Below are 24,759 nucleotides of genomic sequence, written 5' to 3'. Positions count from 1 at the left end.
AACAGGGTTCTAGCGGCCCCCGTCGCGGTCGGCGTCCGTGCCCCGGCGCAACCCGTTCGCGCCCTCGCGCACCGCGGCCATCAGCCGGCCGACGACAAAGGAGGTGCGCGGTGTCCAGACGTAGGGCGTGCGCTGCTCCGAGACCGGGCGCGCGCGCATCCGGAAGAGGCCGAAGGCGACCAGCAGCGCATGCGCGACCGCGACCATGACGAAGAGCGCGGGCGGCCCGAAGCCGTCAATCAGCGCCGAGGAGAGCCAGGGCGCGAAGATCGCGCCCACGGCGAACCAGAACATGTGCGCCGCCGAAAGCTCCACCCGCTGGTCGGAGGCGGCGAAGTCGTGCGCGTGGGCCGCCGAGATCGAGTAGATGGGAAAGGTCGTGAGCCCGAAAAGCCCCGCGATCAGCAGGATGCCCGCAGTGCCCGCGCCCTGTGCGGCGACGGTGATGGCGCAACTCACGATGGCGGCCACGGAAAAGCCGATCAGCACCCAGCGCCGGTCGAGCTTGTCCGCCAGCCAGCCCGCCGGGTATTGCGCCAGCGCGCCGCCGGCCACGAAGGCCGCGAGGAAGAAGGCGATCTGATCCGCCTCGAGTCCGACCTGCCGGCCATAGACCGGCCCCACCATGCGGAAGGCCGCGCTCGAGACCGCGGCCACCAGCACGCCGGCCACCGCGAGCGGCGAGATCGCGAGCGCGAGGCCGGGCCTGAGCCGAGGCGCCGAGGGCGTCTCGGGCGGGCGCACGGTGGTCAGCGTCAGGGGCAGCAGCGCGGCGCAGCAGAACAGCGCGAGGATGTTGTAGGAAACGTAGGAGGCGGGCTCCAGAATCCCGATCATCAGCTGCGCCATGAGCGAGGCGCCCATGTCGGCCACGCGATAGGTGCCCATCGTCCGGCCCCGGGTTGCGTTCGTCACCTTCGCCTGAAGCCAGGCCTCGATCACGGTGAAGCAGCCGGCGATGCACAGCCCCTGCGCCACCCGCATCGCGGCCCAGGCATAAGGATCGACGATCAGCATGTGCATCAGGATGCCGACCGCCCCCATCGCGGTGAAGGCCGCGAAGGCGCGCGAATGGCCCACGCTTCCCATCAGCCGCGGGGCCCACCAGCAGCCGAGGAAGAAGCCCACGAAATGCGCCGAACCCAGAAGGCCGATCTGCTGCGTGGTGAAGCCCAGCCGCAGCCCCGACAGCGCATCGAGCGGCGCCACGGCGCCCGACGAGAGCTGCAGCAGGACGACCGAGAGGAAGAGAGCGGCGAAGGAGAGCAGCGTGCGCATGACGCGCCCGAGGATCGCAGCCCCCGCGCCGGGCGCAAGCCGGTTCCCGACGCGGGGCGGTCGGCTTTCGCCGCAGGCGCGCTACTGCGCGGTGTAGCCGCCGTCGATCAGGTGATAGCTGCCATTGACGAAGGCCGCGCGCTCCGACAGGAGGAAAGCGGTGAGCGCGGCCACCTCGGCGGCCTGTCCCAGCCGGCCCACGGGATGCAGCGAGACCAGTCCCTGGCGCATCTCGTCGTCGAGATTCTGCAGCAGCGGCGTGTCGATGAAGGCCGGCCCCACCGCGTTCACGCGCACGCCCTGTGCGGCATATTCCAGCGCCGCATTGCGGGTCAGGCCCACGAGCGCGTGCTTGGCGGCGACATAGGCCGGTGACTGCGCGAAGCCCACCGATCCGAGAATCGACGACATGTTGACGATCGCGCCGCCGCCGGCCTCGAGGATCTTCGGCAGGCCGTATTTCATGCCGTAGAACACGCCGTGCAGGTTCACGCCGATCACCTGATGCCAGTCGTCGAGCGGGTAGTCGGCGATGGTCGCGCGCGGCCCGCCGATGCCGGCGTTGTTGACCATCAGGTGCAGCGCGCCGGTTTTGTCGACGGCGAAGTTCACCATGGCCTCGACCTGCGCGGCGTCGCTGGTGTCCACCTTCGTCGCATGCGCCGCGCCGCCCAGGGCGCCGATCTCGGCGGCCACGGCGTTCGCGCTGTCCTCGTCCAGATCGGCGACGACGACGGTCGCGCCGCCGGCCGCGAGTTCCTGTGCGATGGCCGCGCCGATGCCTTGTCCCGCGCCGGTCACCAGCGCGGTCTTTCCGTCGAATCGGATGTCCATGGTCCTCTCCGGTTTTTCCCTTGTGTCCCCTGCCGTTCTTGCAGGCCGGATGTGTCGGCGCCTTGACAGAGGTCAGTCCGCGAACGGCATGGGGTCCGTCCGAAGGCCGCCCTGCGCCCAGGCCAGATGCCAGCGCGCGGGCGGCGCGCGCCGGGCGCGCCGCCGCTCCAGCGTCCAGCCTTCCGTGCCGGGCGCATGCGCCGGCGCCATGCGCCAGCGCGTCTCGGCCCCCCGCGCGCCGCCCGCTCCCGGCGTGAGCAGCAGGCCCAGCGGCGCCGGACCCTCCGTGCCGAGGCCGGCCTCGGCAGCCAACTGGAGCCGCCGCACGGGCGTGAGCGCGGGCAGGGCGACGCATTCGGCCACCACCAGCGCGAGACAGCCCGCGCGCAGCGCCTCTTCGGCGCACCACAGGATGTCCTCCTCCCGCCGCGGCGTGGCGAAGAGCACCCGCCCCGGATCGGCGAAGCGGCACAGCCCCTCGGGGTTGAGGCGATCGCCCGCCCAGTCCGGCGCGATCCACAGCACCTCGCCGCCCGTGGCCTCCTGCGCCGCGCCCGCCGCGAGGGCGGCGAAGACGTGCCGCGCCGGCCCGCAGGCCTCGTGCACCCGCCCCTGATCCAGACGGGCGCCGCCAGGCAGCGTGAGGGCGGGGCGGGGCCGCTCCGGCGCGCGGGAGAGAAGAGCCTGCGTCATGCGGGGCAGGCTAGGATGTTCGCGTAATGTTCTCAAGTCCGCGCATGTCGTCAAGCCATGCAGGGGGCGCTGCCCCCTCTTGGCCTGCGGCCAATTCACCCCCGGGGTATTTTCGGCAAGAGGAAGGACCGGAACCGGCGGCCGAAGGCGCGGCGGATGCCTTGCGTCTGCCGCCGGCGTGGCTAGGGTGCGCCGCATTCCGCACGGAGGACTCCCATGCGCCGCAACCCGTTGGGCCGCACCGGCATCGAGGTGAGCGAGCTCTGCCTCGGCACGATGACCTTCGGCACCCAGACGCCGGAGGCCGAGGCCCATGCGCAGATGGACCGGGCGCTCGAGGCGGGCATCGACTTTCTCGATACCGCCGAGATGTATCCGGTCAATCCGGTGCGCGCCGAGACCATCGGGTTGAGCGAGGAGATCGTGGGCAACTGGTTCGCGACGCGCGGGCGGCGCGACGCCTGGGTGGTGGCGACCAAGCATTCCGGCGAGGGGATGAGCCACGTTCGGGACGGAGCGCCGATCACCTCGGCGACGATTCCCGGCGCGATCGAGGACTCGCTGCGGCGGCTGAAGATCGACTGCATCGACCTCTACCAGTTCCACTGGCCCAATCGCGGCTCCTATCATTTCCGAAAGAACTGGCGCTACGACCCCTCCGGACAGGACCGGGCGGCGACGCGCGCGCATATGGAGGACGCGCTCGACGCACTTCAGCGGCAGGTCGACAAGGGCAACATCCGCGCCTTCGGCCTGTCCAATGAAAGCGCCTGGGGCACGGCGGAATGGCTGCGCCTCGCCGATGCCGCGGGCGGGCCGCGCGTGGCGTCGATCCAGAACGAGTATTCGCTGCTCTGCCGCATGGCCGACACCGATCTTGCGGAGCTCTGCGTGAACGAGGACGTGGGCCTGCTGCCCTTCTCGCCGCTCGCGGCGGGGCTTGTGACGGGCAAGTATCAGGGCGGCGCCGTGCCCGAAGGCTCGCGGCGCAGCCACGTCGACTCTCTCGGCGGGCGGATCACGCCGCGCGCCTTCGAGGCCGTCGCGGCCTATCACGCACTCGCCGGCCGGTTCGGGCTCGACCCGGTGCACATGGCGCTGGCCTGGGCGGCGCGCCGGCCCTTCGTCGCCTCGGCCATCTTCGGCGCGACGCGGCTCGAACAGCTCGAGCACGCGCTGGGCGCGGTCGAGGTGGTGCTTTCGGAGGAGCTGCTCGAGGCCATCGACGCGGTTCACCGCGACCATCCGATGCCCTATTGAGGCGCATGGCCGTCGAACTCGCCTCCCTCGCTGATCTGGACCGGCTCGGCATCGACGAGATCATCGACGTCCGCTCGCCCTCGGAGTATGCCGAGGATCATCTGCCCGGTGCGGTCAACCTGCCCGTGCTTTCCGACGCGGAGCGCGCGCGCGTCGGCACCGTCTACGTGCAGCAGGACCGGTTTCTCGCGCGCAAGCTCGGCGCGGCGCTCGTCGCGCGCAATGCCGCGGCGCATCTCGAAGGGCCGCTCGCCGACCGTGACGGCGGGTGGCGGCCGCTGGTCTATTGCTGGCGCGGCGGGCAGCGGTCGGGCAGCTTCGCCTCGATCCTTTCGCAGATCGGCTGGCGGGTGGAGCTGCTGAGGGGCGGCTACCGCAGCTTTCGCCGGCTGGTGGTGCGGGCGCTTTACGATGATCCGCTGCCGTTCCGCGTGGTGCTGGTGGACGGGATGACGGGGACGGGCAAGACCGAGATGCTGGCGCATCTCGCCGCGGCGGGCGCGCAGGTGGTCGATCTCGAGGGGCTGGCGGCGCATCGCGGCTCGCTCTTCGGCGCCGTGGCCGGCGGCCAGCCGCCGCAGAAGCTGTTCGAATCACGGCTGGCGATGCAGCTCTTCCGGCTCGATCCGGCGCGGCCGGTTTTCGTGGAGGCGGAAAGCGCCAAGGTGGGTGAGCGCATCCTGCCGCCCGCGCTCTGGGCGGCGATGAAGCGCGCAGATCACGTCCGGCTGGAGGCGCCTCGCCCGGTGCGGGCGGCGTATCTGGCGCGGGCCTATGCCGATCTGACGGCCGATCGCGCGGCGCTTCTGGCGGTGCTGGAGAAGCTGGCGCCCTACCACGGCCATGCGCAGGTCGAGGCCTGGCAGGCGCTGGCGCGCGCGGGCGCCTTCGCGGCGCTCGCCGAAGAGCTGATCGCGGCGCATTACGATCCGCGCTACGCGAAATCGGCCCGGCGTCGCGCGCCGCCGCGCGCGGTGGCGCGGCTGGAGCAGCTGGAACCCGAAGAGTTCGCGCAGGCGGCGCGACGGATTCGCGGCGCGGTCGAGGGCGACTGAGCCGCCGGGTGCGCGGGCGGCGGGATGCTCGCATCGCGGGGCGCCGGCAGGAGGACAGGCCGGGTGTCAGCCCGCTGAGCCGGGCACGCAGGCGACGGCGGGCGGAGCCGCCACGATCCGGCCGATTCGGTGCGCCGGCGCGCCGGCCGCGGCGAGGCGCGGCAACAGGTGCGCCGCCTCCGGCTCCGGCAGGGCGGCGAGGAAGCCGCCGCTGGTCTGCGGATCGTGCAACAGCGCCCCGCGGGCGCCCGTGGCCCCCGTGACCGGGGCGTGGGCGCGGTTCTGCTCCCAGATGGTGGAGCGGATGCCCTGATCGGCCAGCGTCTCGGCGCCCGGGTAGAGCGGGATCGCCTCGGGGTCGATCTCGGCGCCGACGCCGGAAGCGGTGCAGATCGCCATCAGATGGCCGGCGAGGCCGAAGCCGGTGACGTCGGTCATCGCATGCGCGTCGCGCAAGAGCGCCGCGGCCTCCGCCTGCGGTGTGGCCATCGCCTGCCAGAGCGCCTCCATGTCGCTGCCGCGTGCGCGCAGGCGCATCTCGGCGGCGAGCAGCGTGCCGCTGCCGATCGGGCGGGTGAGGATCAGCGCGTCGCCCGGCCGGGCGCCGGCGAGCGTGACCGGGTCGCCCTCGGTCAGCCCGGTGACGGTGAAGCCGAGCGTCATCTCGGCGCCCATGGTCGAGTGCCCGCCGGCGAGCTCTGCCCCGGCCTCGCGGAAGGCCGTCGAGGCCGCCTCGAGGATCTCGTCGAGGGTGCGCGCCTGCAGCCTTTCGGACATGCGGGGCAGGATCACCGTGGCGAGCGCGGCCTGCGGCCGCGCGCCCATCGCCCAGATGTCGCCCATCGCGTGGATCGCCGCGATGCGGGCGAGCAGCGCCGGATCCTCTGTGAAGGCGCGCAGGTGGTCGGTGGTGATGACCTGCCGCGCGCCGCCGACGCGCAGCACCGCGGCATCGTCGCCGGGCGTGCTGAGGACGTCGTCGCGGAGCGGCGCGGGCAGCGCCGACGTCGCACGGGCGAGCGCGCCGGGCGCGAGCTTGGAGCCGCAGCCCGCGCAGAGCGGCTCGGCCGGCTCCGCGGCCTCCGCCGCCGGCTCTGCGGTCATCTCCGGCAGGTCGCGCAGCTTCTGCATGAACTTCCGGTCGATCCGGTCCTTGAGCCGCCACAGTAGCCGGCCCTCGACGGCGACGCCGGCCTTCTCGGCCAGCGCGGCCTTCTCGCCCAGCGAGATCAGCTTCAGGTAGTCGCGCTGCGGCCGGTAGGCGCGGCGCGCGCGCCCCGTGGCCGCCGCGCGCAGATTGTCGTGCAGCACCGGCGCGGCGCGCACGGCGTAGACGCCGGCCTTCGGGCGCGGCGCGTGCACGAGATGCGCGCAATCGCCGGCGGCGAAGATATCGTCGCGGCCCTCGACGCGCAGATCGGGGCCCACGCGGAGATACCCATCTTCGGTCGGCAGGCCCGTCCGGGCGAGCCAGCCCTGCGGGCGCGCGCCCGCCGCGCCGGCGACGAAGCAGGCGGGCACCGTCTCGCCCGTCTGCAAGACCACGCCCTGCGCGGTGACTTCCGACGCCGGCGCGCCGAGGCGCAGCGTCACCCCCTGCCGGTCGAGCGCGGCGCGCAGCCGCGGGCCGGCGCGGCCCGGTGACGGCAGCTCGGCGGCCGCCTCGATCACCGTGACCTGCGGCGTGCAGCCGCGCGCGCGCAGCGCATGCGCCATCGCCATCGACAGTTCGAGGCCGGCGACGCCGCCGCCGATCACGGCGGCCTGCGGCGCGCTGTGTCCGGCCTCCGCTGCATCGAGAAAGGCCTGCCAGCGGCGCGCGAGACCCTCGAGCGGCTTGGCCGGCACGGCGTGTTCCGCGAAACCGGGCAGATCCGGCATCTGCGAGGTCACGCCGATGTCGATCGAGGCGATGTCGTAACCGATCCGGCGCGCGCCGACGACGATCTCGCGCCGGTCAGGGTCGAGCGCCTCTGCCGCCCCGAGGATCAGGCGGGCGCCGGCGAAGCGCGCGAGCCGCACCAGGTCGATCTCGAGCGCATCGCGCGGGTAATGCCCTGCGATGTGGCCGGGCAGCATGCCCGAGTAGGGCGCCGTGGGGCCCGGATTGATCAGCGTGAGACGGGCGGAGGGCAGGGGCCGCATGCCCCACTTCCGCAGCACCAGCGCATGGGTATGGCCGCCACCCACGAGCACGATGTCGCGGGTCAGAAGCGGGGAAGGGCGCATCATGTCTGCCACCAGGTCGTCACGCGCTGCGCTCTAGCCGGAAACGGCGGCCGGGGGAAGCGGGCGGCCCCGGATCAGAGCGGGCGGTTGTAGCGGATGAAGGGGGTCAGCACGCCGATCCGGTCGTAGAGGCGTCGGGCGGTCGTGTTGAACTCCTGCGTGAGCCACCAGACGGCCGGCGCGCCGGCGGCGTCGGCCTCGGCATAGACCGTCTCGATCAGCGCACGGCCGAGCCCGGCGCCACGCGCCTCGGGCGCGACGTAGAGATCCTGTAGATAGCAGACATCCTCGAGCTTCCACATGTGCCGGTGAAAGAGGAAATGCACCAGCCCGCGCGGCACGCCCTCGACCGTGGCGATCCTGCCCCGGAGTTCTCCCGGCGCGTCCGACAGGAGGCGGGCGAAGGCGGTCGCGTAGACCTCTTCCGCAACCTCCGTTCCGTAGAAGTGGAGATAGGCGCGCCACAGCCGGCGCCAGTCCGCCTCGTCCTCGGCGCGCAGCGGGCGTATCTCTGTCGCGGGCATGCGGTCCTTTCCGCCTCGGGGCGCGCCGGACTCAGCCCTTGGCGGGGCGTGACCCGGGAAGGGCGATGTTGGCGACCTGTTCGGCGATGGGATCGGTCGAAAGCGGGTGCAGCTCGGTGTCGTAGTCGCGCGGGTCGCGCATGCGCTGCCACTCTCCCTGCGCATAGACCTCGAGCCCCGAGAACTTGGCCTTGTAGCCCATCTTCGGGCTGCCGGGCACCCAGTAGCCCAGATAGACGTAGGGCAGCCCTGCCTCGCGGGCGATCTGCACATGGTCGAGGATCACGTAGGTGCCGAGGCTGTCCTTCGGCCGGTCCGGCGCGTAGAAGGAATAGACCATGCTCACGCCGTCCTCGAGCATGTCGCTCAGACAGACCGCGACGAGCTCGCCGGTCTCGCGCTGCGAATATTCGATCACGCGCGAGCGCACCGGGGTCTCCTCGATCATGGCGGCGAACTCGAAGACATCCATGTCGGCCATGCCGCCGTCCGAGTGCCGGCTGTCGAGATAACGGCGGAAGAGCGCGTATTGCTCTTCGGTGGCCCAGGGCGAGGTCACCCGCCGCACCAGCCCCTCGTTGCGCTTGAGCGTGCGCCGCTGGCTCTTGGAGGGGCGGAAGGCCGAGACGTCGATCCGCGCCGAGAGGCAGGCCGAACAGTCAGAACAGGACGGACGGTAGAGCACGTTCTGCGAGCGCCGGAAGCCCTGCCGCGAGAGCGTGTCGTTCAGCGCCTCCGCGCCTTCGCCCTGCAGAGCAGTGAACAGCTTCCGCTCCATCCGCCCCTCGAGATAGGGGCAGGGCTGCGGAGCCGTCACATAGAATTGCGGCGCGATCGCAAGGGTGTGTCGCATTCCCGTCCCAGCTATTGCTGGGCAGGACGATAGCAAGCCCGTCCGGAGCGGCCAAGAGGCTCGCGCGCGGCGCCTCGCGTCATGCGCGGCGGTTGAGCATCACCGTGCCGAGCACGAGATCGGTCAGCCCCTGCCGCCGCTCCCCGGTCAGCATCAGCACGACCGAGATCGCCTGCAGGAGCGGGAAGGCGATGGAGACGCTGTAGCCGATCGTGTGCAGCAGCGCCTGTCCGGAATCGAGCCGCTCGCCGCGGCGGTCGCGCAGCTCGATCGACATCAGCCGCATCCCCCAGGTGGCGGAGCCGCCCGCGATGGTGAGCGTCCTGTAGATCAGGCCGACGACCAGCATCAGGAAGGGAAAGAAGAAGATGCCGGTGAAGGCGGTGAAGGGCAGCGCGAGCAGGCACAGGACGGCCACCAGGAGGATGTCGAAAACCCATGCCAGGAGCCGCTTGACCGGCACGTCGGCGTAGAACTCGGGCTGGCGCGCGGGATCGGGCAGAAGCGCGTGGTCATCGTGGCTGTGCATCTTCGGGCGCTCCGGTGAGAGGGGGGAAGGGCGCCGCCCGGACTTGGCCGGGCGGCGCGCGGCGTCGTTCCGTCAGCCCGCGTCGGGCCGGGTTTCCGCGGCCTTGCGCGCGCGTTCTTCCATGAACTGGTCGAACTCGGCCTTGTCCTTGGCGGCGCGCAGACGCTCGAGGAAGGATTCGAAGGCCTCCTGCTCGTCCTCGAGCCGCTTCAGCGTCTCGGCCTTGTAGGCGTCGAAGGCGCTGTTGCCCGAACTCTTCATCGCGGCCATGCCATGGCGGGCGGTGCGGGTGCGGCAGGATTTCGAGAACATGCGCTTGCTCCAGATCATGTAGGCCAGAAGGGCGAGGCCCAGGGGCCAGAAGAGGATGAAGCCGAGAACCATCGCGGCGATCCAGGCGCCCTTGCCCTTGTCGTCGAGCCAGGCCTCGGCGCGGGCGAACCATCCCATCGGGGACGGGCGGTCGTAGCGGTCCATCGTGTCGGTTGCGGCGGGTGTCATGCGTCTCTCCACTGTTCGATGTGAATGCCTTTCACATCCCTCAGATCGGAAGCCCGGGGCCCGGCTGCAAGGGTCGATGTGAAGGATTTTTACATTTTTGGAGCAAGGCCCTGAAGTCGCAAGATTAAATCTTTGCTCATTCGACGAAGTCGGCGCTCTGCGCGCCGGTGAGCTCGCGCAGCTTGCCGGGCGCGATGGGGAAGACGTGCCGCGGCGTGCCCGCCGCCGCCCAGACCAGATCGAAGTCGAGCAGACGGGGGTCGAGCCAGCTCGGCACCGCCGTGACGAGGCCCAGGGGCGCGACTCCGCCGATGGCGAAGCCGGTCTCGGCCCGGACCAGCGCCGCGTCGGCCTTGCCCAGCGGCTCGCCGGCCAGCGCGGCGGCCTTCGTCGCGTCCACGCGATTGCCGCCCGCGGTGAGAAACAGCTGCGCATGGCCGCTCCGCTCGCCACGGAAGATGATCGACTTGACGATCTGGTCGAGCGTGCAGCCCACCGCCGCGGCGGCCTGCTCGGCGGTCCGCGTCTCGCCCAGCTCGCGGATGTCGGGGGTGATGCCGGCCGCCTCCAGCGCGGCCCGCACTCGTCTGACGCTCTTGCTCATCGGTCTCTCCGCTGCGCTCGCGGCGCAGCCAAGAGGCTTTCGCCGCGATTGGCAACCCCGCCCCGATTGACCGCGGGCCGCGCGCGTGCGCATCTCTCGCCACATGGAGCTCGCGTCGCGCATCACCCGCCTTCCGCACCCCTTCGAGCCCGACCGCGGCGCCGAGGCGCGCGCCGCCTGTCCCGAGGCCGAGGGCTACCTCGCCCGGCTGATCGAGGGGGCGGCGGGCTGCAGCCCGCATTTGCTCGCCCTGATCCACAAGGAAGGGGACTGGCTGCCCGCCGCCTTCGCCGATCCGGAGGGCGCGGTCGCGGCCGAGACGGCGCGGCTCGACACGCTCGCCCCCGATGCGCTGGGCGCCGAGCTGCGGCGCGCGAAGCGCCGGGTCGCGCTGACGATCGCGCTGGCCGATCTGGCCGGCGCCTGGTCGCTCGAGGAGGTGACCGGCACGCTCACGCGCTTCGCGGATCACGCCGTCGGTCTCGGGCTGCGCGCCGGGCTCGCCGCGGAACTCAGGCGCGGCCGGCTGCCGGGGCAGGACGAGGCCGCTCTCGCCGAGGGCTGCGGCGCCTTCGCGCTCGCGATGGGCAAGATGGGCGCGCATGAGCTCAACTATTCCTCGGACATCGACCTGATCTGCCTCTTCGACGAAGGGCGCTACGAGAACGGCGAGGTGCAGGAGGCGCGCGCGGGCCTCGTGCGCGCCGTGCGCCGGATGACGGCGCTGCTCGCCGAGCAGACGGAGGAGGGCTACGTCTTCCGCACCGATCTGCGGCTGCGCCCGGATCCGTCGGTCACGCCGGTCATTCTCGGCATGAACGTGGCCGAAAGCTATTACGAGAGCCTCGGCCGTACCTGGGAGCGCGCCGCCTACGTCAAGGCGCGACCGTGTGCCGGCGACACGGCGGCGGGCGGCCGGTTCCTCGAGGCGCTCCGGCCCTTCGTCTGGCGCAAGCATCTCGACTTCGCCGCGATCGAGGACGCGCACGCGATGCGCCTGGCCATCCGCGAGCACAAGGGGCTCTTCGGGCCGATCACGCTGCCGGGCCACGACATGAAGCTGGGCCGCGGCGGCATCCGCGAGATCGAGTTCTTCACCCAGACCCGCCAGATCATCGCCGGGGGCCGCGACCCCGACCTGCGCGTGCGCGGCACCGTCGAGGGGCTGCGCGTGCTGGCGCGCAAGGGCTGGGTGCCGGAGGAGACGGCGGAAAAGCTCGTCGCCCATTACCGTGCGCACCGCGAGGTCGAGCACCGGGTGCAGATGCTGCGCGACCAGCAGACGCACGATCTGCCGCGCTCCGACGAGGGGTTCGCGCGGCTCGCCGCCTTCATGGGCGTTGAGGAAGAGGCGTTGCGCCGCGATCTCTTCGACCGGCTCACCGAGGTTCACGCGCTGACGGAGGATTTCTTCGCCCCCGACGCCGCGCGGCCCGCGCCGGAGATCCCCGAGATAGACACATCGATCACCCAGCGCTGGCCGACCTATCCGGCGCTTCGCTCGAGCCGTGCGGTTGCGATCTTCGAACGGCTGAAGCCTGACATTCTGGCGCGGCTCTCGCGCACCGCCCGGCCCGAGGAGGCACTGGCGGCCTTCGACGGGTTCCTCGCGGGCCTGCCTGCGGGCGTCCAGCTCTTCGCGCTTTTCGAGGCCAATCCGCATCTCATCGACCTCGTCGTGGACATCGCCGGAACCGCGCCGGCGCTCGCGCGCTATCTCTCGCGCCATGCCGGGGTTTTCGACGCCGTGATCGCCGGGGATTTCTTCGAGCCGCTGCCCGACGCGGAGGAGCTGACGCAGACGCTGGCGGCACAGCTTGCCGAGGCCGAGGACTACGAGCGCCAGCTCGACACGGCCCGCCGCTGGGCCAAGGAGGTGCATTTCCGCATCGGCGTGCATCTCCTGCGCGGGCAGATCGGCTGCGCCGAGGCCGGCGGCCACTACGCCGATCTCGCCGAGGCCTGCCTGCGCGCGCTCTGGCCCGCCGTGGTCGTCGAGTTCGCGCGCAAGCACGGGGATCCGCCGGGGCGCGGCGCGGTGGTGCTGGGCATGGGCTCGCTCGGCGCGCGGCGGATGACCTCGGTCTCGGACCTCGATCTCATCGTGATCTACGAGGCGGAGGGGGTCGAGCAGTCCGACGGGCGCCGGCCGCTCTCGGCGCGCGCCTATTACGCGCGTCTGACACAGGCGCTGGTGACCGCGATGAGCGCGCAGACCGCCGAGGGCAGGCTCTACGACGTGGACATGCGCCTGCGCCCTTCCGGGCGGCAGGGTCCGGTGGCGACCTCGCGCGCGAGCTTCGAGGCGTATCAGCGCCGCGAGGCCTGGGTCTGGGAGCATCTCGCGCTGACGCGGGCGCGTCCCGTCGCGGGCGGGGCCGACCTCGCCCAAGAGGTCGAGGCCTTCCGGCGCACGGTGCTGGGCCGCAAGGACCGCGACACCGTCCTGCGCGAGGCCGCCGCGATGCGCGCGCGGGTGCGCGCGGCGAAGACCCCGGAAGGCCCCTGGGACGCCAAGCTCGGCCCCGGCCGTCTGCAGGACGTGGATCTCGTGGCGCAGACCGGCGCGCTGCTTGCCGCAGAACCGTCACGGAATGCCGCGGACGGGCTCGCGGCGGCCGAACGGGCAGGGCTTGTGGATGCCGAGGGCTACGCGGCGCTGGCCGAGGCGGAACGCCTGCTCTGGCAGGTGCAGCTCGCCTCGAAACTGCTCAGCGAGGGCCCGCTCGACGCGGACCGGATCGGCGAGGGAGGCGCGGCCTTTCTCGCCCGGCTGACCGGGATCGAGGGGCTGGACGCGCTGCAGGCGCGTCTGGACGAGGTGACGGCGCGCGCCGCGGCGGTGATCGACGCGGCCCTGCCCGAGGCGGAAGGGGCGGAGAAATGATCGGGGAGCCGGATCGCAAGGGCCTCGTCCGCGAGGCCTACCGCATCGAGGGGATCACGGAGGCCGAGTGCCGGTCGATCTTCCTCGACTGGGCGCTCTCGCTGCCACCGGAGGCGGATGCGCGTGCCGCGATCGAGGCGCTGCTCGCGCGCCACGCGCGCGCGGCGGAGGACCACCCGATGACGCGGGTTCTTCGGGAAGGACTTGCCGAGGGCGCGAGGCCGCGGCGCCGCGGCGGGGCACGGAGCCGGGCGCGCGGCTGAGGCGGGCGCCGCGGGTCCGCGTCTGCGTGCGCCGGTCTGCCCGCGGCTCACAGCGCGGCGGCTGCCCGCGCGCGCTCTTCGATCCCCGCCCAGTCGCGCGCCTCGAGCATCGCCCTCGGCGCGACCCAGCTGCCGCCGACGCAGAGCACGTTGGGCAGGGCGAGAAAATCCGGCGCCGTGGCGGGACTGATTCCCCCGGTCGGGCACCAGGCCACCTGCGGCAGCGGGCCGCCCAGCGCAGCGAGCGCGGCCGCGCCGCCCATCGCCGCCGCGGGGAAAAACTTCGCCACGTCGTGGCCGCGCGCGAGCAGGGCCATCGCCTCCGAGGCGGTCGCAGCCCCCGGCAGCAGCGGCAGGCCCTCGGCTTCGGCCGCGTCGAGCAGCGCGGGCGTCGCGCCGGGAGAAACGGCGAAGCCTGCGCCCGTCTGTCTGGCGGCCGCGAGATCGCCTGCCGTCAGCACCGTGCCCGCGCCCACCTCGGCGCCCGGCACCTCCGCCATGGCGCGGATCGCCTCGAGCGCGATGGGCGTGCGCAGGGTGACCTCCAGCACCGGCAGCCCGCCGGCGACGAGCGCTTCGGCCAGTGGGCGGGCAAGGCCTGCGTCCTCGATCACCAGCACCGGTATCACCGGCGCGCGGGCGCAGAGGGCGCGCATCCGGGCGCTGGAGTCGGCGGGCGTCATGGGCCGGCCCCATGCGCAGGGATCGGGCCGCGCGCGGCCCGCCGGGGGCGCTGCCCCCGGACCCCCGGGGTATTTCCGGACCATTGAAAGGCGCACGCCCCGTGGCGCGCCCGGCCCCTGCGGCAGACGTCAGACAAGGCTGGCCGCGCCGTACCGCGCCTCGCCCACCCGGTCGCGGAAGAGTTGGAACAGCTCGCGTCCCGTGCCATGGCGGTTGGCCGAGAGGTCCGGCGTGGCGGGGCTGCGGGCACCGAGGTCGGCCTCTGTCTCGAGCGTGCCGGCGCGTGCGTCGAGGCGGATCAGGTCGCCGTCCTGGAGCATCGCGAGCGCGCCGCCCATCGCGGCCTCGGGGCTCAAGTGAAGCGCCGCCGGCACCTTTCCGCTCGCGCCGGACATGCGCCCGTCGGTGACGAGCGCCACCTTCAGCCCGCGGTCGAGCAGCACGGAGAGCGCCGGGGTCAGCCCGTGCAGTTCGGGCATGCCGTTCGCCCGCGGCCCCTGGAACCGCAGGACGATCACGCAGTCTTCCGTGAATTGACCTGCCTTGAAGGCGGCCAGAACCGCCGCCGGGTCGTCGAAGACCCGTGCGGGCGCCTCGATCGCCTGATGCTCGGGCCGGACGGCCGAGATCTTGATGACCCCTTCGCCGAGATTGCCCGTGAGCTGCGCGAGCCCCCCGGTCGGCTGGAAGGGGTCGTCGTGGGGCCGCAGGATGCGGTCGTTGAGGCTCTCGCGCGGGCCGGCCTGCCAGGACAGCGCGCCGTCCTGCAGCTTCGGCTCCTCCGTGTAGCGGGACAGGCCGGGCCCGGCGACGGTCGTCACGTCGGCGTGCAGCAGACCCGCCTCCAGCAGTTCGCCGATCAGATAGGCCATCCCGCCCGCGGCGTGGAAGTGGTTCACGTCGGCGAGGCCATTGGGATAGATCCGCGCCATCAGCGGCGTGACGGAGGAGACCGCGTCGAAATCCTCGGGCTCCAGCAGGATGCCCGCCGCGCGCGCCATGGCAGGCAGATGGATCACCAGGTTCGTCGAGCCGCCCGTCGCCATCAGCCCGACCATTCCGTTGACGAAGGCGCGTTCGTCCAGAATGTCGCAGGCCGGCGTGTAGGCGTTGCCGAGCCGGGTCAGGCCCAGCACCCGCTCCACCGCCGCCGCCGTCAGCGCGTCACGCAGCGGCGTGCCGGGGTTGACGAAGCTCGCCCCCGGCAGGTGCAGGCCCATGATCTCCATCAGCATCTGGTTGGAGTTCGCGGTGCCGTAGAAGGTGCAGGTGCCCGGCCCGTGGTAGGCCGCCATCTCGGCGCGCATCAGCGCCTCGCGGTCCACCTCGCCGGCGGCGAATTGCTGGCGCACCTTCGCCTTCTCGTCGTTGGGCAGGCCGCTGGTCATCGGGCCGGCGGGGATGAAGACCGTGGGCAGGTGTCCGAAGGTCGCCGCCGCGATCACCAGCCCCGGCACGATCTTGTCGCAGACGCCGAGGTAGGCGGCGGCGTCGAAGGTGTTGTGGCTGAGCGCCACGCCCGCGGCCAGCGCGATCACGTCGCGGGAGAAAAGCGACAGCTCCATCCCTGCCTGCCCCTGCGTGACGCCGTCGCACATCGCCGGCACGCCCCCCGCGACCTGTGCCGTGCCGCCCGCGGCGCGCGCCGCGGCGCGGATCAGGTCGGGAAACCGCTCGAAGGGCTGATGCGCCGAGAGCATGTCGTTGTAGGCGGTCACGATCCCGAGGTTGGGCGCGCGGTGGCCTGCCAGCGTCTCCTTGTCGGGGCCGGAGGCGGCGTAGGCATGCGCCTGGTTCGAGCACGACAGATGCGCGCGGCGCGGGCCCTCGTCTGCCGCGCGGCGCATCCGGTCGAGGTAGTCGCGGCGCGTGTCGGCCGAGCGGGCCATGATGGTGTCCGTGACGCGGGCGATGGTGGCGTCGAGGGGCATGGGCATCCTCCTGGCATCAGAGATAGCATCCGGTGTCAGCGCTAACAACCGAGCGCCCGCCGCATCGGCCGGTGCCGGGCGCGCGTCTTCGAGGCTTTCGCCCGACTCCGCGCGGGGCTATGGGGCCATCATGGAGACCGACCGCCCCACCATCCGCCTCAAGCCCCGCGTCGACGCGCGCGCCATCCGTCACGGTGCGCCCTGGGTCTATGCCGACGATCTCGTTCTCGACCGGCGGACGAAGGCGCTCGCCCCCGGCACGTTGGCCAGGCTGGAGGATGCCGGGCGCAACGAACTGGCGACGGTCGCGGTCAACCCGGCCTCGAAGATCGCGGTGCGCGTGCTGGACAGCGACCCGGCGGCGCGGATCGACGCGGACTGGCTGCGTGCGCGGCTCGCGCGCGCGCTGGACCTGCGCGCGCTGCTCCACGACGCGCCCTTCTACCGTCTGGTCCACGCCGAGGGCGACGGGCTGCCCGGCGTGGTCATCGACCGCTTCGGCGATACCGCCGTGATCCAGCCCAACGCGGCCTGGGCCGAGCGCCTGCTGGAGCCACTGGCAGAGGCTTTGGCGGAGGTCACGGGCGTCGCACATGTGCTCAAGAACGCAGCCGGCCGCGCCCGCGCGCTCGAGGGGTTGGACGATGCAAGCGGCGTGCTGATCGGGCAGCCGCCGGAGGCCCCCGTGCCGGTACCGATGAACGGTGCCACCTACCTGGCCGATCTTACGGCTGGGCAGAAGACCGGCCTCTACTTCGACCAGCGGCCCAACCATGCCTTCGCGGCGCGGCTCGCGCGCGGCGGCCGCGTGCTCGACGTCTTCGCGCATGTCGGCGGGTTCTCGCTCGCCGCGCTCGCGGGCGGCGCGGCGCGCGCGCTGGCGGTGGACGGCTCGGCGCCCGCGCTGGGGCTGGCCGAGGAGGGCGCGGCCCTGTCCGGTGTCGCCGACCGCTTCGCCACCCGCCGCGCAGACGCCTTCCAGGCGATGGAGGCGCTGGCGGCCGAGGGCGCGCGCTTCGATCTGGTGGTCTGCGACCCTCCCGCCTTCGCGCCGTCGAAACCCGCGCTGGAAAAGGGCCTGCGCGCCTATGAGCGGGTCGCGCGCCTCGCCGCCCCGCTGGTGGCGGAGGGCGGCTTCCTGATGCTCTGCTCCTGCTCGCATGCCGCAGACCTTTCGAAGTTCCGGCAGGCCAGCATCCGGGGTATCGGCCGGGCGGGGCGCGCGGGCGCGCTCATCCGCACCGGCGGCGCGGGGCCGGATCACCCGCAGCACCCGATGCTCGCCGAGACCGGCTATCTCAAGACGCTGGCGTTCCGGCTGTGAAGGCGCTGCTTGACGCCTGCGTGCTCTACCCCACGGTGATGCGCGAGATGCTGCTCGAGGTGGCCGCGCGCGGCGGGTTCCAGCCGCTCTGGACCGCCCGGCTTCTCCGCGAGTGGGAACGTGCCGCGGCGCGGCGGGGCGAGGCGGAGCGGGCCGTCGCGCAAGGAGAGATCGCGCTCGTCGCCACCCAGTGGCCGCAGGCGATGCTGCCGCCGCCGCCGGAGTCGCTCGCGCGCCGGCTGTGGCTGCCGGACCCTTCGGACGTCCATGTGCTGGCCGCCGCCATCGCGGGGTCGGCGGACGTGATCGTCACCGTCAACGCTCAGGATTTCCCGCGCGGCGTTCTGGCCGAAGAGGGCCTCTCCCGCGCCGACCCGGACGCCTTCCTGCTCGGGCTCTGGAAGGGCTCGCCGGAGATCGTCGAAGACGCCGCAGAAGCCGTCCGGGCGAAGGCCCAGGCGCTGGCCGGAGAGCCGAAGGAGATGCGCCGGCTGCTCAGGAAGGCGCGTCTGCCGAGACTCGGCAAGGCGCTCGGCTGACGCTCAGGCGGGCGCCGCGTTCAGATCGGCGAGGAGACGGCCGTGTCGGCGCGTCTCGGCCACCACCTCGCCGAAGGTCGCGAGCCCCTTGGCCTCGAGCATCGGCAGCATCCGGCAGAAGGCCTCCGCCGTCGCCTCCGCATCGCCCATGGCGGTGTGGCGCCGCGCCTCCGGGATCTCCACGCCGAGCCGCGCGCAGAGCGCATCGAGCGAATGCGCCTCGCCCGTGCCGAAGAGCACCGCAGAGAGCAGCACGGTATCGAGGACCGGATGACGCCAGTCGCCGCCCGCGCGGGTCAGAAACCGCAGGTCGAAGGGGGCGTTATGCGCCACGATCACCGCGTCGCGCGCGAAATCGCCGAGCCGCGCGACCGCCTCCGCCGCCGTGGGGGCGTCGCGCACGTCCGCGTCGGCGATCCCATGCACCCGCGTCGCCACGGGCGGAATCCGGCGGCCGGGGTTCACCAGCGTCTCGAAGCGCTCGCCCGGCACAGGCCTGGCGCCCAGCACGCGCACCGCGGCGATCTGCACGAGCGCGTCGCGCTGTGGATCGAGCCCCGTCGTCTCGGTGTCGAGCACCACGCAGACCAGATCGCGCAGCGCCCGGCGCTCCAGCACCGGCTCGGGCGCCCGCTCGAGCAGCGAGAAGTCGTAGACGAGCGGCCGCGCGTCCTCGGGCGCGAGGGTGGCCGTTTCGTCGAGGATCAGCAGCGCGCTGCCGTCCCCGTCGAGCCGGCGCAGCCGCGCGGGCGCGCGTGCCCCGCTGCCCGCGAGCACCGCCTCGAAGCGCGCCTCGCCCGCCGCGGCGGCGGCATAGGCGGCCTCGAGCGGCGCGGTCTCCAAATAGTCCGTGACCGGTGCGCCCAGGCGCGGCGCCCCGGCCCGCGCGAGCAGCGCCGCCGCCTGGCCGTCGTAGAGCGCGATGCGCCGGTCCGGACCAATGAGCACCGTGGCCACCGGCAATTCCGAGAGGAGTGCGGTCAGGCGTTCCCGTTCGGCCGAGAGCGTGGCGGTCGTCTCGGCCACGCGCTTCGCCGCAGCCATCTCGGCTGCCCCGAGCCGGTCCGCCGCCTCCGCCGCCGCCGCGCCCAGATCGCCCAGGTACTTCGCCGCCGCCGCGTCCGGCGCGGCGCCACCGTGCGCGCCGGCGCGCAGCCCGGCGGCCAGCCGCTCGACCGGCACGGCCACATGCGCGTCGAAGAGCCGCCAGACCGCCGCCGAGAGCGCCATCAGCGCGAAGGCGGAGGCGACGCCGGCGAGCAAGAAGCCCCCCGCGCCGCCGCCCCGCGCCAAGCCGAGCCAGAGCGCGCCGGCCACCGCCAGGCTCGCCGCCGCCCAGAGCGCGACGAAGAAGAGCAGGATGCGCAGCCGCAGGCTCCAGCGCAACGGGCTCACGCCGCCGCCTCCCCGCAAACGGCGGCGACGATCGCGTCGTCGGCGCCGACCTCCTGCCAGACGACCTCGCCGCCCGTCCCGTCGCCCGGCAGCGCCCGCGCGCCGCGCGCGCAGTCCACCCGGATCTCGAGCTGGCGCACCGGCGCCCAGCGGCCGAAGAAGTAGAGATCGGCGAGCCGCTCCTCGGGGCGCACCGCGTTCTGCCGCACCGAAGACCCGTCGAGCGCCACGAAACGCTCGGTGAAGGGGGCGAGATAGGTCCAGGGCCGCCAGATCGCGCTGCTCTCCACCGTCTCGATCACCGCGAACGCCTCCGGAAGCGCGCCGGCGGTGCGCCCGAACCAGCTGTATTCGCTGGAGATGGTGGCGGCGAGCATCGCCGCGCCCGCGGTCACCGGCGCGAGCCAGCGCGGCAGCCGCCCGCCCAGCCCGCGGTTCACCAGCAGCACGACGCCGGCCGCCGCGAGCCCCGCGAAGACGGTCGCGATCAGTTCAAGAAACATCCGCCTCCTCCCCGGTGCACCGAGCCTGCGCGCACCGCTTTCAATGGTCCCCAAATACCCCCGCCGGAGGCATCCGGACAGAGCCGCGCGCGATGCGGCCGCCGCGGGGCGCCGTCATGCCAGCGCGCCCTTGCCGTGGCCGAGCGCCGATTGCATCGTGCGGACCACGACGAAGGCCTCGCGCAGGTGGCTGCGCTCGAACTCCGACAGCTCCGAGGGCGCCATGAAGTTGTCGGGCGCCGCGCCGCGGGCGATCCGGCGGGCCTGATGCGCGAGCCGGGTGCCCGCGATCAGATCCCAGGCGTCGATCAGGTCGCGCCCGCCAGAGCCCGAGATGACGCCCGCCGCCTGCGCGGCCTCGAGCCGGGCGCGCGTGCCGACCGGCTCGATGCGGCCCGTGAGCGCATAGACGCGGGCGAGGTCCACCACCGGCACCACCCCGTTGAGTTTCAGGTCGATCTGGTGGCGGTGCTCGCCGGACCGGATCGTGGCGAAGCCGCGCAGCAGGCCGAGGGGCGGCGCGTGCTTGAGCGCGTTGGAGATCATGTGCGCGGTGAAGATCGAGTTGCGCGACGCCTGCGCCAGCGTCTCCCGGTGCAGCCCCTCGAAGAGGCCGACGTCCCCGCCGATCGGGCGCAGGTCGAACATGACCGAAGCCAGCATCTGCGCCTCGGGCGAAGGGCGGGCGATCCAGCCCGCGAAATAGTCCCGCCACACGCGCACCGGCTGCCGCCAGCGCGGGTTGGTGGCCATCATGTCGCCCGGGCAGTAGGCGTAGCCGCAGGTGGCGAGCCCGTCCGAGACGCGGCGCGCGAGCTTGTCGAAATAGGGCAAGTCGGCCTCGGTCACCTTGTCGCTCAGCATCAGGCAATTGTCCTGATCCGAGACGCCCGTCTGCTCCTGCCGGCCCTGGCTGCCGCAGGCGAGCCAGAGATAAGGCACGGGCGGCGGGCCGAGTTCGGCCTCGGCCAGCGCCAGCAGCCTCCGGGTGGCGGCATCGGCCACATCGGTGATCTGCCGCGTCACCGCCTCGGGCCGGGCACCGCGCGCGACAAGTTGCGCCAGAAGCTCCGGCAGCCGGGCGGTGACCCGCGCCATCGCCGCCGCGTCAGGCGCCTCTGCCACGCCGCGCACCAGCTCGCCCGCGCCCAGCGCCTGCGCGCGCGTGAGGTCGGTCTGCGTGACGATCCCGGCGAGGCGCGCGCCCTCGACGATCGGGACGTGCCCGATGCCGCGTTCCATCATCAGCGCGAGCACGTCGGACCCCAGCGCCGAAGGCGGCAGGGTGAGGGGGGCGGCCGTCATGACCTCGCCCACCGGTGTATCGGGAGAGCGCCCTTCGGCCAGCAGCCGGCCGGTCAGGTCGCGCAGGGTGAGAATCCCCAGAAGCTGGCCGTCGCGCGTCACGCAGAGCGACGAGATGCGCCGCCCATGCATCTGCGCCGCGGCGTCGCCCGCGGCCGTCTCGGGCGGGCAGGTCGCGGGATTGCGCGTCATCAGCGCGGCGACGGGGAGGCTGGCGAGATCGGGGCGCGCGGGCCGCGCCGGCGCAGCGGCGAAGAAGCGCCCGAACTCCGGCACCTCGCGGCAGAGCGCACGGAAGGCGTCATCGTCGAGCGTTAGGATCGTGGCCGGCTCGGTCGCGCGGACCGTGTTTCGGGCCGTCTCGCGCCGAAGAATCGTGCGTCCCGAAAGCGTCGCACCCGGTGCGAGCTCGGCCACCGTCTCGCCGCGCGCGTCGCGCCGCACCAATGCGCCGCTTGCGAGAACTGCGACGAAGGCAAGCGCCTCGCCGGCCTCGTGCAGCACCTCGCCCGCGGCGAGCCGGCGCCGCCCCATCTGCGCCACGAGCGCCGCCAGCCGTTCGCGCGGCAGCATGTCCCAGGGATGTGCGGTGGCGAGAAAGGCGATTTCCGCCTCCGGATCGGGGGCGGGCGACGGGGGGATCGGCATGGGCTCGCGCATTGGCGTCGGCCTTTCCAGGCAAGGGGAGGGGCGGGCCCGAAGGCCCGCGCCCGAAGGCGTCAGTGATCCTGCGCCGCCGCTGCGCCGCGCGGGATGCGGACGCTTTCGACCAGCTCCTTGATCTCCTTCGGCGTGTCCGCCGTCATGTAGGAGACCGCGTAGGCCACCGCGAAGTTCAGCCCCGCGCCCACCGCGCCGATCGCCGTGGACTGGATGCCCAGCAGCGAGCCGTCCACCGTGTCGGGGAAGCTGTTGGTGCCGGGGACGAAGAACCAGCCCTTGTGCAGGAAGATGTAGACCAGCGTGAAGACGAGGCCCGTCAGCATCCCGGCCACCGCGCCGCGATTGTTGATGCGCGTCGAAAAGATGCCCATCATCAGCGCCGGGAAGATCGAGGCCGCCGCGAGCCCGAAGGCCAGTGCCACGGTCTGCGCCGCGAAGCCGGGCGGGTTGAGGCCCAGGTAGGTCGCCACCACGATCGAGGCCGCCATCGCCAGCCGCGCGGTCAGAAGCTCGCCCTTCTCCGAGATGTTCGGCGTGAGCTGCCCCTTGAAGAGGTCGTGCGCCACCGAACTGGAGATCGCCAGCAGGAGCCCCGCCGCCGTCGACAGCGCCGCGGCCAGACCGCCCGCCGCCACCAGGCCGATCACCCAACCCGGCAGGTTGGCGATCTCGGGATTGGCCAGCACCAGGATGTCGCGGTTGAAGTTGGTGAGCTCGTTGCCCTCCCAGCCTTCCTCGGCCGCGCGTTCCTGCATCTCGGGGTCGGCGTCGTTGTAGTACTGGATGCGGCCGTCGCCGTTCTTGTCCTCGAAGCCCAGAAGGCCCGTCTTCTGCCAGGTCGCCATCCAGTCGTAGGCGGGATCCGTCTCGATCTCCTCGACGCTGACGGCCTGACCGTCGGTGCCCTGGGGCCACATAAGGTCGGTGATGTTGAGCCGCGCCATCGCGCCCACGGCCGGCGCCGTGAGATAGAGCAGCGCGATGAAGACGAGCGCCCAGCCCGCCGACCACCGCGCGTCCGAGACCTTCGGCACGGTGAAGAAGCGGATGATGACATGCGGCAGGCCCGCGGTGCCGATCATCAGCGACAGCGTGAAGAGCACCATATTGATGGTCGAGCCGTGATGCTCGGTGTAGCTCTTGAAGCCGAGGTCGGTCACGATCTGATCGAGCTTCACCAGGAGCGGCTCGCCGCTGGCCTGATGCTCGCCGAAGAGGCCGAGCGCCGGGATCGGGTTGCCGGTCAGCTGCAGCGAGATGAAGATCGCCGGGATCGTGTAGGCGGTGATCAGCACGCAGTACTGCGCCACCTGCGTGTAGGTCACGCCCTTCATGCCGCCGAAGACGGCATAGGCGAAGACGACGCAGGCCCCGATCAAGAGCCCCGCGGTGTTCGAGATCTCGAGGAACCGGCCGAAGGCCACGCCCACGCCGGTCATCTGCCCGATCACATAGGTGACCGAGGCCACGATCAGACAGATCACCGCGACGAGCCGTGCGGTCTTGGAATAAAAGCGGTCGCCGATGAACTCGGGCACCGTGAACTTGCCGAACTTGCGCAGGTAGGGCGCAAGCAGGAGCGCGAGCAGCACGTAGCCGCCGGTCCATCCCATAAGGTAGGTGGAGTTGTCGTAGCCCACGAAGGCGATCAGGCCGGCCATCGAGATGAAGCTCGCCGCCGACATCCAGTCGGCCGCCGTGGCCATGCCGTTGGTGACGGGATGCACGCCGCGCCCGGCCGCGTAGAACTCGGAGGTCGAACCCGCCCGCGCCCAGATCGCGATCCCGATGTAGAGCGCAAAGGACGCGCCCACGAACAGAAGGTTTAGGGTGAACTGATCCATCGCGCCTTACTCCTCGTCCACGCCGTGTTCACGGTCGAGCTTGTTCATCCGCCAGGCGTAGAAAAAGATCAGCGCCATGAAGACGAGGATCGAGCCCTGTTGCGCGAACCAGAATCCGAGGTCCACGCCACCGACCCTGATGCCCTCGAGCAGGGGCCGCAGCAGGATGCCGAAGCCGAAGCTTACCAGCGCCCAGATGGCGAGGCTCCACTTGATGATTCTCAGGTTCGCGGCCCAGTAGCTCTTTCCGGCTTCCGCGGCCTGCGCGTTCGTCACTTGCTCCGCCATCGGCGGCTCCTCCTCTCGGTCTGCGCGCTCGGGCGCCTTGGGTCAGGCCGTGGCCCGGGTGACGACCGCGGCGAGCTCCGCCGCGACCGTGTCGATGGAATTCATGGCGTCGACGCGCCGCAGCGCGCCCTGCGCCGCGTAATACGCCGCGAGCGGCGCGGTCTCGCGGCGATAGGCGGCGAGCCTGGCCGAGACCGTCTCGGCCCGGTCGTCGGCGCGGCGGGTGAACTCTGTGCCCTCGCAGCGGTCGCAGAGCCCCTCGCGCCGCGGCCGCTTCGCCGTGTCGTGATAGCCCTCGCCGCAGGCCGCGCAGGCGAAGCGCCCGGCGATGCGGTCCACCATGGCCGCGTCGTCGACCTCCAGGCTCAGCGCCGCCGTCAGGCGCTGTTCCCGCGCTGCGAGCAGCGCGTCCAGCGCCTCGGCCTGGGCGCGCGTGCGCGGGAAGCCATCGAGGATCACGCCCTGCGCGCAGTCGGGCGCGTCCAGACGCTCGGCCAGGATCGCGGTCACGATCCCGTCGGAGACGAGTCCGCCCGCCGCCATGACGGCGGCCGCCTCGCGCCCGGCCTCGGTGCCCTCGGCGACCGCCGCGCGCAGCATGTCCCCTGTCGAAAGCTGGACGAGCCCGAAGGCCTGTTCCAGCTTCCGCGCCTGCGTGCCCTTGCCCGCGCCCGGCGGACCCAGGAGGATCAGCACCGGGGCGGTCGCGGGTGTCTTGCTGCCGTCCATCGCCATCACCCCCTGTTCATCCTGTTTTCGACGAGGTCGTCGAC

General features: G+C 72.4%; 23 protein-coding genes. 6 read left to right on the top strand and 17 right to left on the bottom strand.

The window, feature by feature from the left end; translation table 11 throughout:
- Positions 1 to 9 precede the first annotated feature (9 nt).
- The 3 genes from DRV85_RS03705 to DRV85_RS03695 all read right to left on the bottom strand — a co-directional run bounded on the left by DRV85_RS03705 (position 10) and on the right by DRV85_RS03695 (position 2,805).
- Positions 10 to 1,278, bottom strand: coding sequence for an MFS transporter (locus DRV85_RS03705; RefSeq protein ID WP_113288098.1), 1,269 nt, complete (start codon positions 1,276 to 1,278; stop codon positions 10 to 12).
- 81 nt (positions 1,279 to 1,359) lie between these two features.
- Positions 1,360 to 2,112, bottom strand: coding sequence for an SDR family NAD(P)-dependent oxidoreductase (locus DRV85_RS03700; RefSeq protein WP_113288097.1), 753 nt, complete (start codon positions 2,110 to 2,112; stop codon positions 1,360 to 1,362).
- Between the two features lie 72 nt (positions 2,113 to 2,184).
- On the bottom strand, positions 2,185 to 2,805 hold the full coding sequence (locus DRV85_RS03695; RefSeq protein ID WP_113288096.1) for an ImuA family protein: 621 nt from the start codon (positions 2,803 to 2,805) through the stop codon (positions 2,185 to 2,187).
- A gap of 216 nt (positions 2,806 to 3,021) precedes the next feature.
- Here DRV85_RS03695 and DRV85_RS03690 point away from each other — a divergent pair, with 216 nt between their 5' ends.
- Positions 3,022 to 4,065, top strand: coding sequence for an aldo/keto reductase (locus tag DRV85_RS03690; RefSeq protein WP_113288095.1), 1,044 nt, complete (start codon positions 3,022 to 3,024; stop codon positions 4,063 to 4,065).
- A gap of 5 nt (positions 4,066 to 4,070) precedes the next feature.
- Positions 4,071 to 5,120 carry a tRNA 2-selenouridine(34) synthase MnmH gene (gene mnmH / locus DRV85_RS03685; protein ID WP_113288094.1) on the top strand — a complete coding sequence of 350 codons (1,050 nt, stop codon included), beginning with the start codon at positions 4,071 to 4,073 and terminating at the stop codon, positions 5,118 to 5,120.
- A 66-nt stretch (positions 5,121 to 5,186) separates the two neighbouring features.
- Here mnmH and selD read toward each other — a convergent pair whose 3' ends face one another.
- The 6 genes from selD to DRV85_RS03655 form a co-directional block, all read right to left on the bottom strand.
- Positions 5,187 to 7,352, bottom strand: a complete 2,166-nt coding sequence (selD, locus tag DRV85_RS03680) for a selenide, water dikinase SelD (protein WP_420820903.1) — start codon at positions 7,350 to 7,352, stop codon at positions 5,187 to 5,189.
- 71 nt (positions 7,353 to 7,423) lie between these two features.
- Positions 7,424 to 7,873, bottom strand: a complete 450-nt coding sequence (locus tag DRV85_RS03675; RefSeq protein WP_113288093.1) for a GNAT family N-acetyltransferase — start codon at positions 7,871 to 7,873, stop codon at positions 7,424 to 7,426.
- A 31-nt stretch (positions 7,874 to 7,904) separates the two neighbouring features.
- A complete protein-coding gene (locus tag DRV85_RS03670; RefSeq protein WP_113288092.1) occupies positions 7,905 to 8,726 on the bottom strand; it encodes an arginyltransferase in 822 nt (273 codons plus the stop codon).
- 79 nt (positions 8,727 to 8,805) lie between these two features.
- On the bottom strand, positions 8,806 to 9,255 hold the full coding sequence (locus DRV85_RS03665; RefSeq protein WP_113288091.1) for an RDD family protein: 450 nt from the start codon (positions 9,253 to 9,255) through the stop codon (positions 8,806 to 8,808).
- Between the two features lie 72 nt (positions 9,256 to 9,327).
- Positions 9,328 to 9,756: a DUF2852 domain-containing protein gene (locus DRV85_RS03660; protein ID WP_233495390.1), complete on the bottom strand. Its 429-nt coding sequence runs from the start codon at positions 9,754 to 9,756 to the stop codon at positions 9,328 to 9,330.
- 136 nt (positions 9,757 to 9,892) lie between these two features.
- Positions 9,893 to 10,360 (bottom strand): YbaK/EbsC family protein, encoded by a 468-nt coding sequence (locus tag DRV85_RS03655; RefSeq protein WP_113288090.1) that lies wholly within the window; start codon positions 10,358 to 10,360, stop codon positions 9,893 to 9,895.
- Positions 10,361 to 10,463: 103 nt separating this feature from the next.
- Between DRV85_RS03655 and DRV85_RS03650 the strand changes: the two genes are divergently transcribed.
- Positions 10,464 to 13,247 carry a [protein-PII] uridylyltransferase family protein gene (locus DRV85_RS03650; RefSeq protein ID WP_113288089.1) on the top strand — a complete coding sequence of 928 codons (2,784 nt, stop codon included), beginning with the start codon at positions 10,464 to 10,466 and terminating at the stop codon, positions 13,245 to 13,247.
- A complete protein-coding gene (locus DRV85_RS03645; protein WP_113288088.1) occupies positions 13,244 to 13,510 on the top strand; it encodes a hypothetical protein in 267 nt (88 codons plus the stop codon). Before DRV85_RS03650 ends, DRV85_RS03645 begins: the two co-directional genes overlap by 4 nt.
- Positions 13,511 to 13,557: 47 nt before the next feature.
- On the opposite strand, the gene eda is transcribed toward DRV85_RS03645, so the two are convergent.
- Positions 13,558 to 14,193: a bifunctional 4-hydroxy-2-oxoglutarate aldolase/2-dehydro-3-deoxy-phosphogluconate aldolase gene (eda, locus tag DRV85_RS03640; protein WP_113288087.1), complete on the bottom strand. Its 636-nt coding sequence runs from the start codon at positions 14,191 to 14,193 to the stop codon at positions 13,558 to 13,560.
- 129 nt (positions 14,194 to 14,322) lie between these two features.
- Entirely contained in the window at positions 14,323 to 16,125 is a 1,803-nt protein-coding gene (gene edd / locus DRV85_RS03635; protein WP_113288086.1) for a phosphogluconate dehydratase, read from the bottom strand.
- 130 nt (positions 16,126 to 16,255) lie between these two features.
- On the opposite strand from edd, the gene DRV85_RS03630 reads away from it, so the two are divergent.
- Together DRV85_RS03630 and DRV85_RS03625 are read left to right on the top strand one after the other, a co-directional pair.
- Complete coding sequence (locus DRV85_RS03630; protein ID WP_113288085.1) at positions 16,256 to 17,449, top strand: RSP_2647 family RNA methyltransferase; 1,194 nt, start codon at positions 16,256 to 16,258, stop codon at positions 17,447 to 17,449.
- Positions 17,446 to 17,988 (top strand): RSP_2648 family PIN domain-containing protein, encoded by a 543-nt coding sequence (locus tag DRV85_RS03625; protein ID WP_113288084.1) that lies wholly within the window; start codon positions 17,446 to 17,448, stop codon positions 17,986 to 17,988. Before DRV85_RS03630 ends, DRV85_RS03625 begins: the two co-directional genes overlap by 4 nt.
- Positions 17,989 to 17,991: 3 nt before the next feature.
- Here DRV85_RS03625 and DRV85_RS03620 read toward each other — a convergent pair whose 3' ends face one another.
- The 6 genes from DRV85_RS03620 to DRV85_RS03595 form a co-directional block, all read right to left on the bottom strand.
- Complete coding sequence (locus DRV85_RS03620) at positions 17,992 to 19,383, bottom strand: 3'-5' exonuclease (RefSeq protein ID WP_113288354.1); 1,392 nt, start codon at positions 19,381 to 19,383, stop codon at positions 17,992 to 17,994.
- Positions 19,380 to 19,886 (bottom strand): hypothetical protein, encoded by a 507-nt coding sequence (locus DRV85_RS03615; protein ID WP_113288083.1) that lies wholly within the window; start codon positions 19,884 to 19,886, stop codon positions 19,380 to 19,382. Before DRV85_RS03615 ends, DRV85_RS03620 begins: the two co-directional genes overlap by 4 nt.
- Positions 19,887 to 20,000: 114 nt before the next feature.
- Complete coding sequence (locus tag DRV85_RS03610) at positions 20,001 to 21,839, bottom strand: DUF294 nucleotidyltransferase-like domain-containing protein (RefSeq protein WP_113288353.1); 1,839 nt, start codon at positions 21,837 to 21,839, stop codon at positions 20,001 to 20,003.
- Positions 21,840 to 21,910: 71 nt separating this feature from the next.
- A complete protein-coding gene (locus DRV85_RS03605; protein WP_113288082.1) occupies positions 21,911 to 23,698 on the bottom strand; it encodes a sodium:solute symporter family protein in 1,788 nt (595 codons plus the stop codon).
- 6 nt (positions 23,699 to 23,704) lie between these two features.
- Positions 23,705 to 23,986 (bottom strand): DUF4212 domain-containing protein, encoded by a 282-nt coding sequence (locus DRV85_RS03600; RefSeq protein ID WP_113288081.1) that lies wholly within the window; start codon positions 23,984 to 23,986, stop codon positions 23,705 to 23,707.
- A gap of 42 nt (positions 23,987 to 24,028) precedes the next feature.
- Positions 24,029 to 24,715 (bottom strand): adenylate kinase, encoded by a 687-nt coding sequence (locus DRV85_RS03595; RefSeq protein ID WP_113288080.1) that lies wholly within the window; start codon positions 24,713 to 24,715, stop codon positions 24,029 to 24,031.
- Positions 24,716 to 24,759 lie beyond the last annotated feature (44 nt).

The organism is Rhodosalinus halophilus, from assembly GCF_003298775.1.
Lineage (GTDB): Bacteria > Pseudomonadota > Alphaproteobacteria > Rhodobacterales > Rhodobacteraceae > Rhodosalinus > Rhodosalinus halophilus.
This window is presented reverse-complemented; position numbering and strand designations above follow the sequence as displayed.

What these genes read in the sequence shown, in the direction of transcription:
- DRV85_RS03705 (WP_113288098.1), bottom strand. Translation starts at nt 1,278, where the DNA reads ATGCGCACGCTGCTCTCCTTCGCCGCTCTCTTCCTCTCGGTCGTCCTG.
- DRV85_RS03700 (WP_113288097.1), bottom strand. Translation starts at nt 2,112, where the DNA reads ATGGACATCCGATTCGACGGAAAGACCGCGCTGGTGACCGGCGCGGGA.
- DRV85_RS03695 (WP_113288096.1), bottom strand. Translation starts at nt 2,805, where the DNA reads ATGACGCAGGCTCTTCTCTCCCGCGCGCCGGAGCGGCCCCGCCCCGCC.
- DRV85_RS03690 (WP_113288095.1), top strand. Translation starts at nt 3,022, where the DNA reads ATGCGCCGCAACCCGTTGGGCCGCACCGGCATCGAGGTGAGCGAGCTC.
- mnmH (WP_113288094.1), top strand. Translation starts at nt 4,071, where the DNA reads ATGGCCGTCGAACTCGCCTCCCTCGCTGATCTGGACCGGCTCGGCATC.
- selD (WP_420820903.1), bottom strand. Translation starts at nt 7,352, where the DNA reads ATGATGCGCCCTTCCCCGCTTCTGACCCGCGACATCGTGCTCGTGGGT.
- DRV85_RS03675 (WP_113288093.1), bottom strand. Translation starts at nt 7,873, where the DNA reads ATGCCCGCGACAGAGATACGCCCGCTGCGCGCCGAGGACGAGGCGGAC.
- DRV85_RS03670 (WP_113288092.1), bottom strand. Translation starts at nt 8,726, where the DNA reads ATGCGACACACCCTTGCGATCGCGCCGCAATTCTATGTGACGGCTCCG.
- DRV85_RS03665 (WP_113288091.1), bottom strand. Translation starts at nt 9,255, where the DNA reads ATGCACAGCCACGATGACCACGCGCTTCTGCCCGATCCCGCGCGCCAG.
- DRV85_RS03660 (WP_233495390.1), bottom strand. Translation starts at nt 9,756, where the DNA reads ATGACACCCGCCGCAACCGACACGATGGACCGCTACGACCGCCCGTCC.
- DRV85_RS03655 (WP_113288090.1), bottom strand. Translation starts at nt 10,360, where the DNA reads ATGAGCAAGAGCGTCAGACGAGTGCGGGCCGCGCTGGAGGCGGCCGGC.
- DRV85_RS03650 (WP_113288089.1), top strand. Translation starts at nt 10,464, where the DNA reads ATGGAGCTCGCGTCGCGCATCACCCGCCTTCCGCACCCCTTCGAGCCC.
- DRV85_RS03645 (WP_113288088.1), top strand. Translation starts at nt 13,244, where the DNA reads ATGATCGGGGAGCCGGATCGCAAGGGCCTCGTCCGCGAGGCCTACCGC.
- eda (WP_113288087.1), bottom strand. Translation starts at nt 14,193, where the DNA reads ATGACGCCCGCCGACTCCAGCGCCCGGATGCGCGCCCTCTGCGCCCGC.
- edd (WP_113288086.1), bottom strand. Translation starts at nt 16,125, where the DNA reads ATGCCCCTCGACGCCACCATCGCCCGCGTCACGGACACCATCATGGCC.
- DRV85_RS03630 (WP_113288085.1), top strand. Translation starts at nt 16,256, where the DNA reads ATGGAGACCGACCGCCCCACCATCCGCCTCAAGCCCCGCGTCGACGCG.
- DRV85_RS03615 (WP_113288083.1), bottom strand. Translation starts at nt 19,886, where the DNA reads ATGTTTCTTGAACTGATCGCGACCGTCTTCGCGGGGCTCGCGGCGGCC.
- DRV85_RS03610 (WP_113288353.1), bottom strand. Translation starts at nt 21,839, where the DNA reads ATGCCGATCCCCCCGTCGCCCGCCCCCGATCCGGAGGCGGAAATCGCC.
- DRV85_RS03605 (WP_113288082.1), bottom strand. Translation starts at nt 23,698, where the DNA reads ATGGATCAGTTCACCCTAAACCTTCTGTTCGTGGGCGCGTCCTTTGCG.
- DRV85_RS03600 (WP_113288081.1), bottom strand. Translation starts at nt 23,986, where the DNA reads ATGGCGGAGCAAGTGACGAACGCGCAGGCCGCGGAAGCCGGAAAGAGC.
- DRV85_RS03595 (WP_113288080.1), bottom strand. Translation starts at nt 24,715, where the DNA reads ATGGACGGCAGCAAGACACCCGCGACCGCCCCGGTGCTGATCCTCCTG.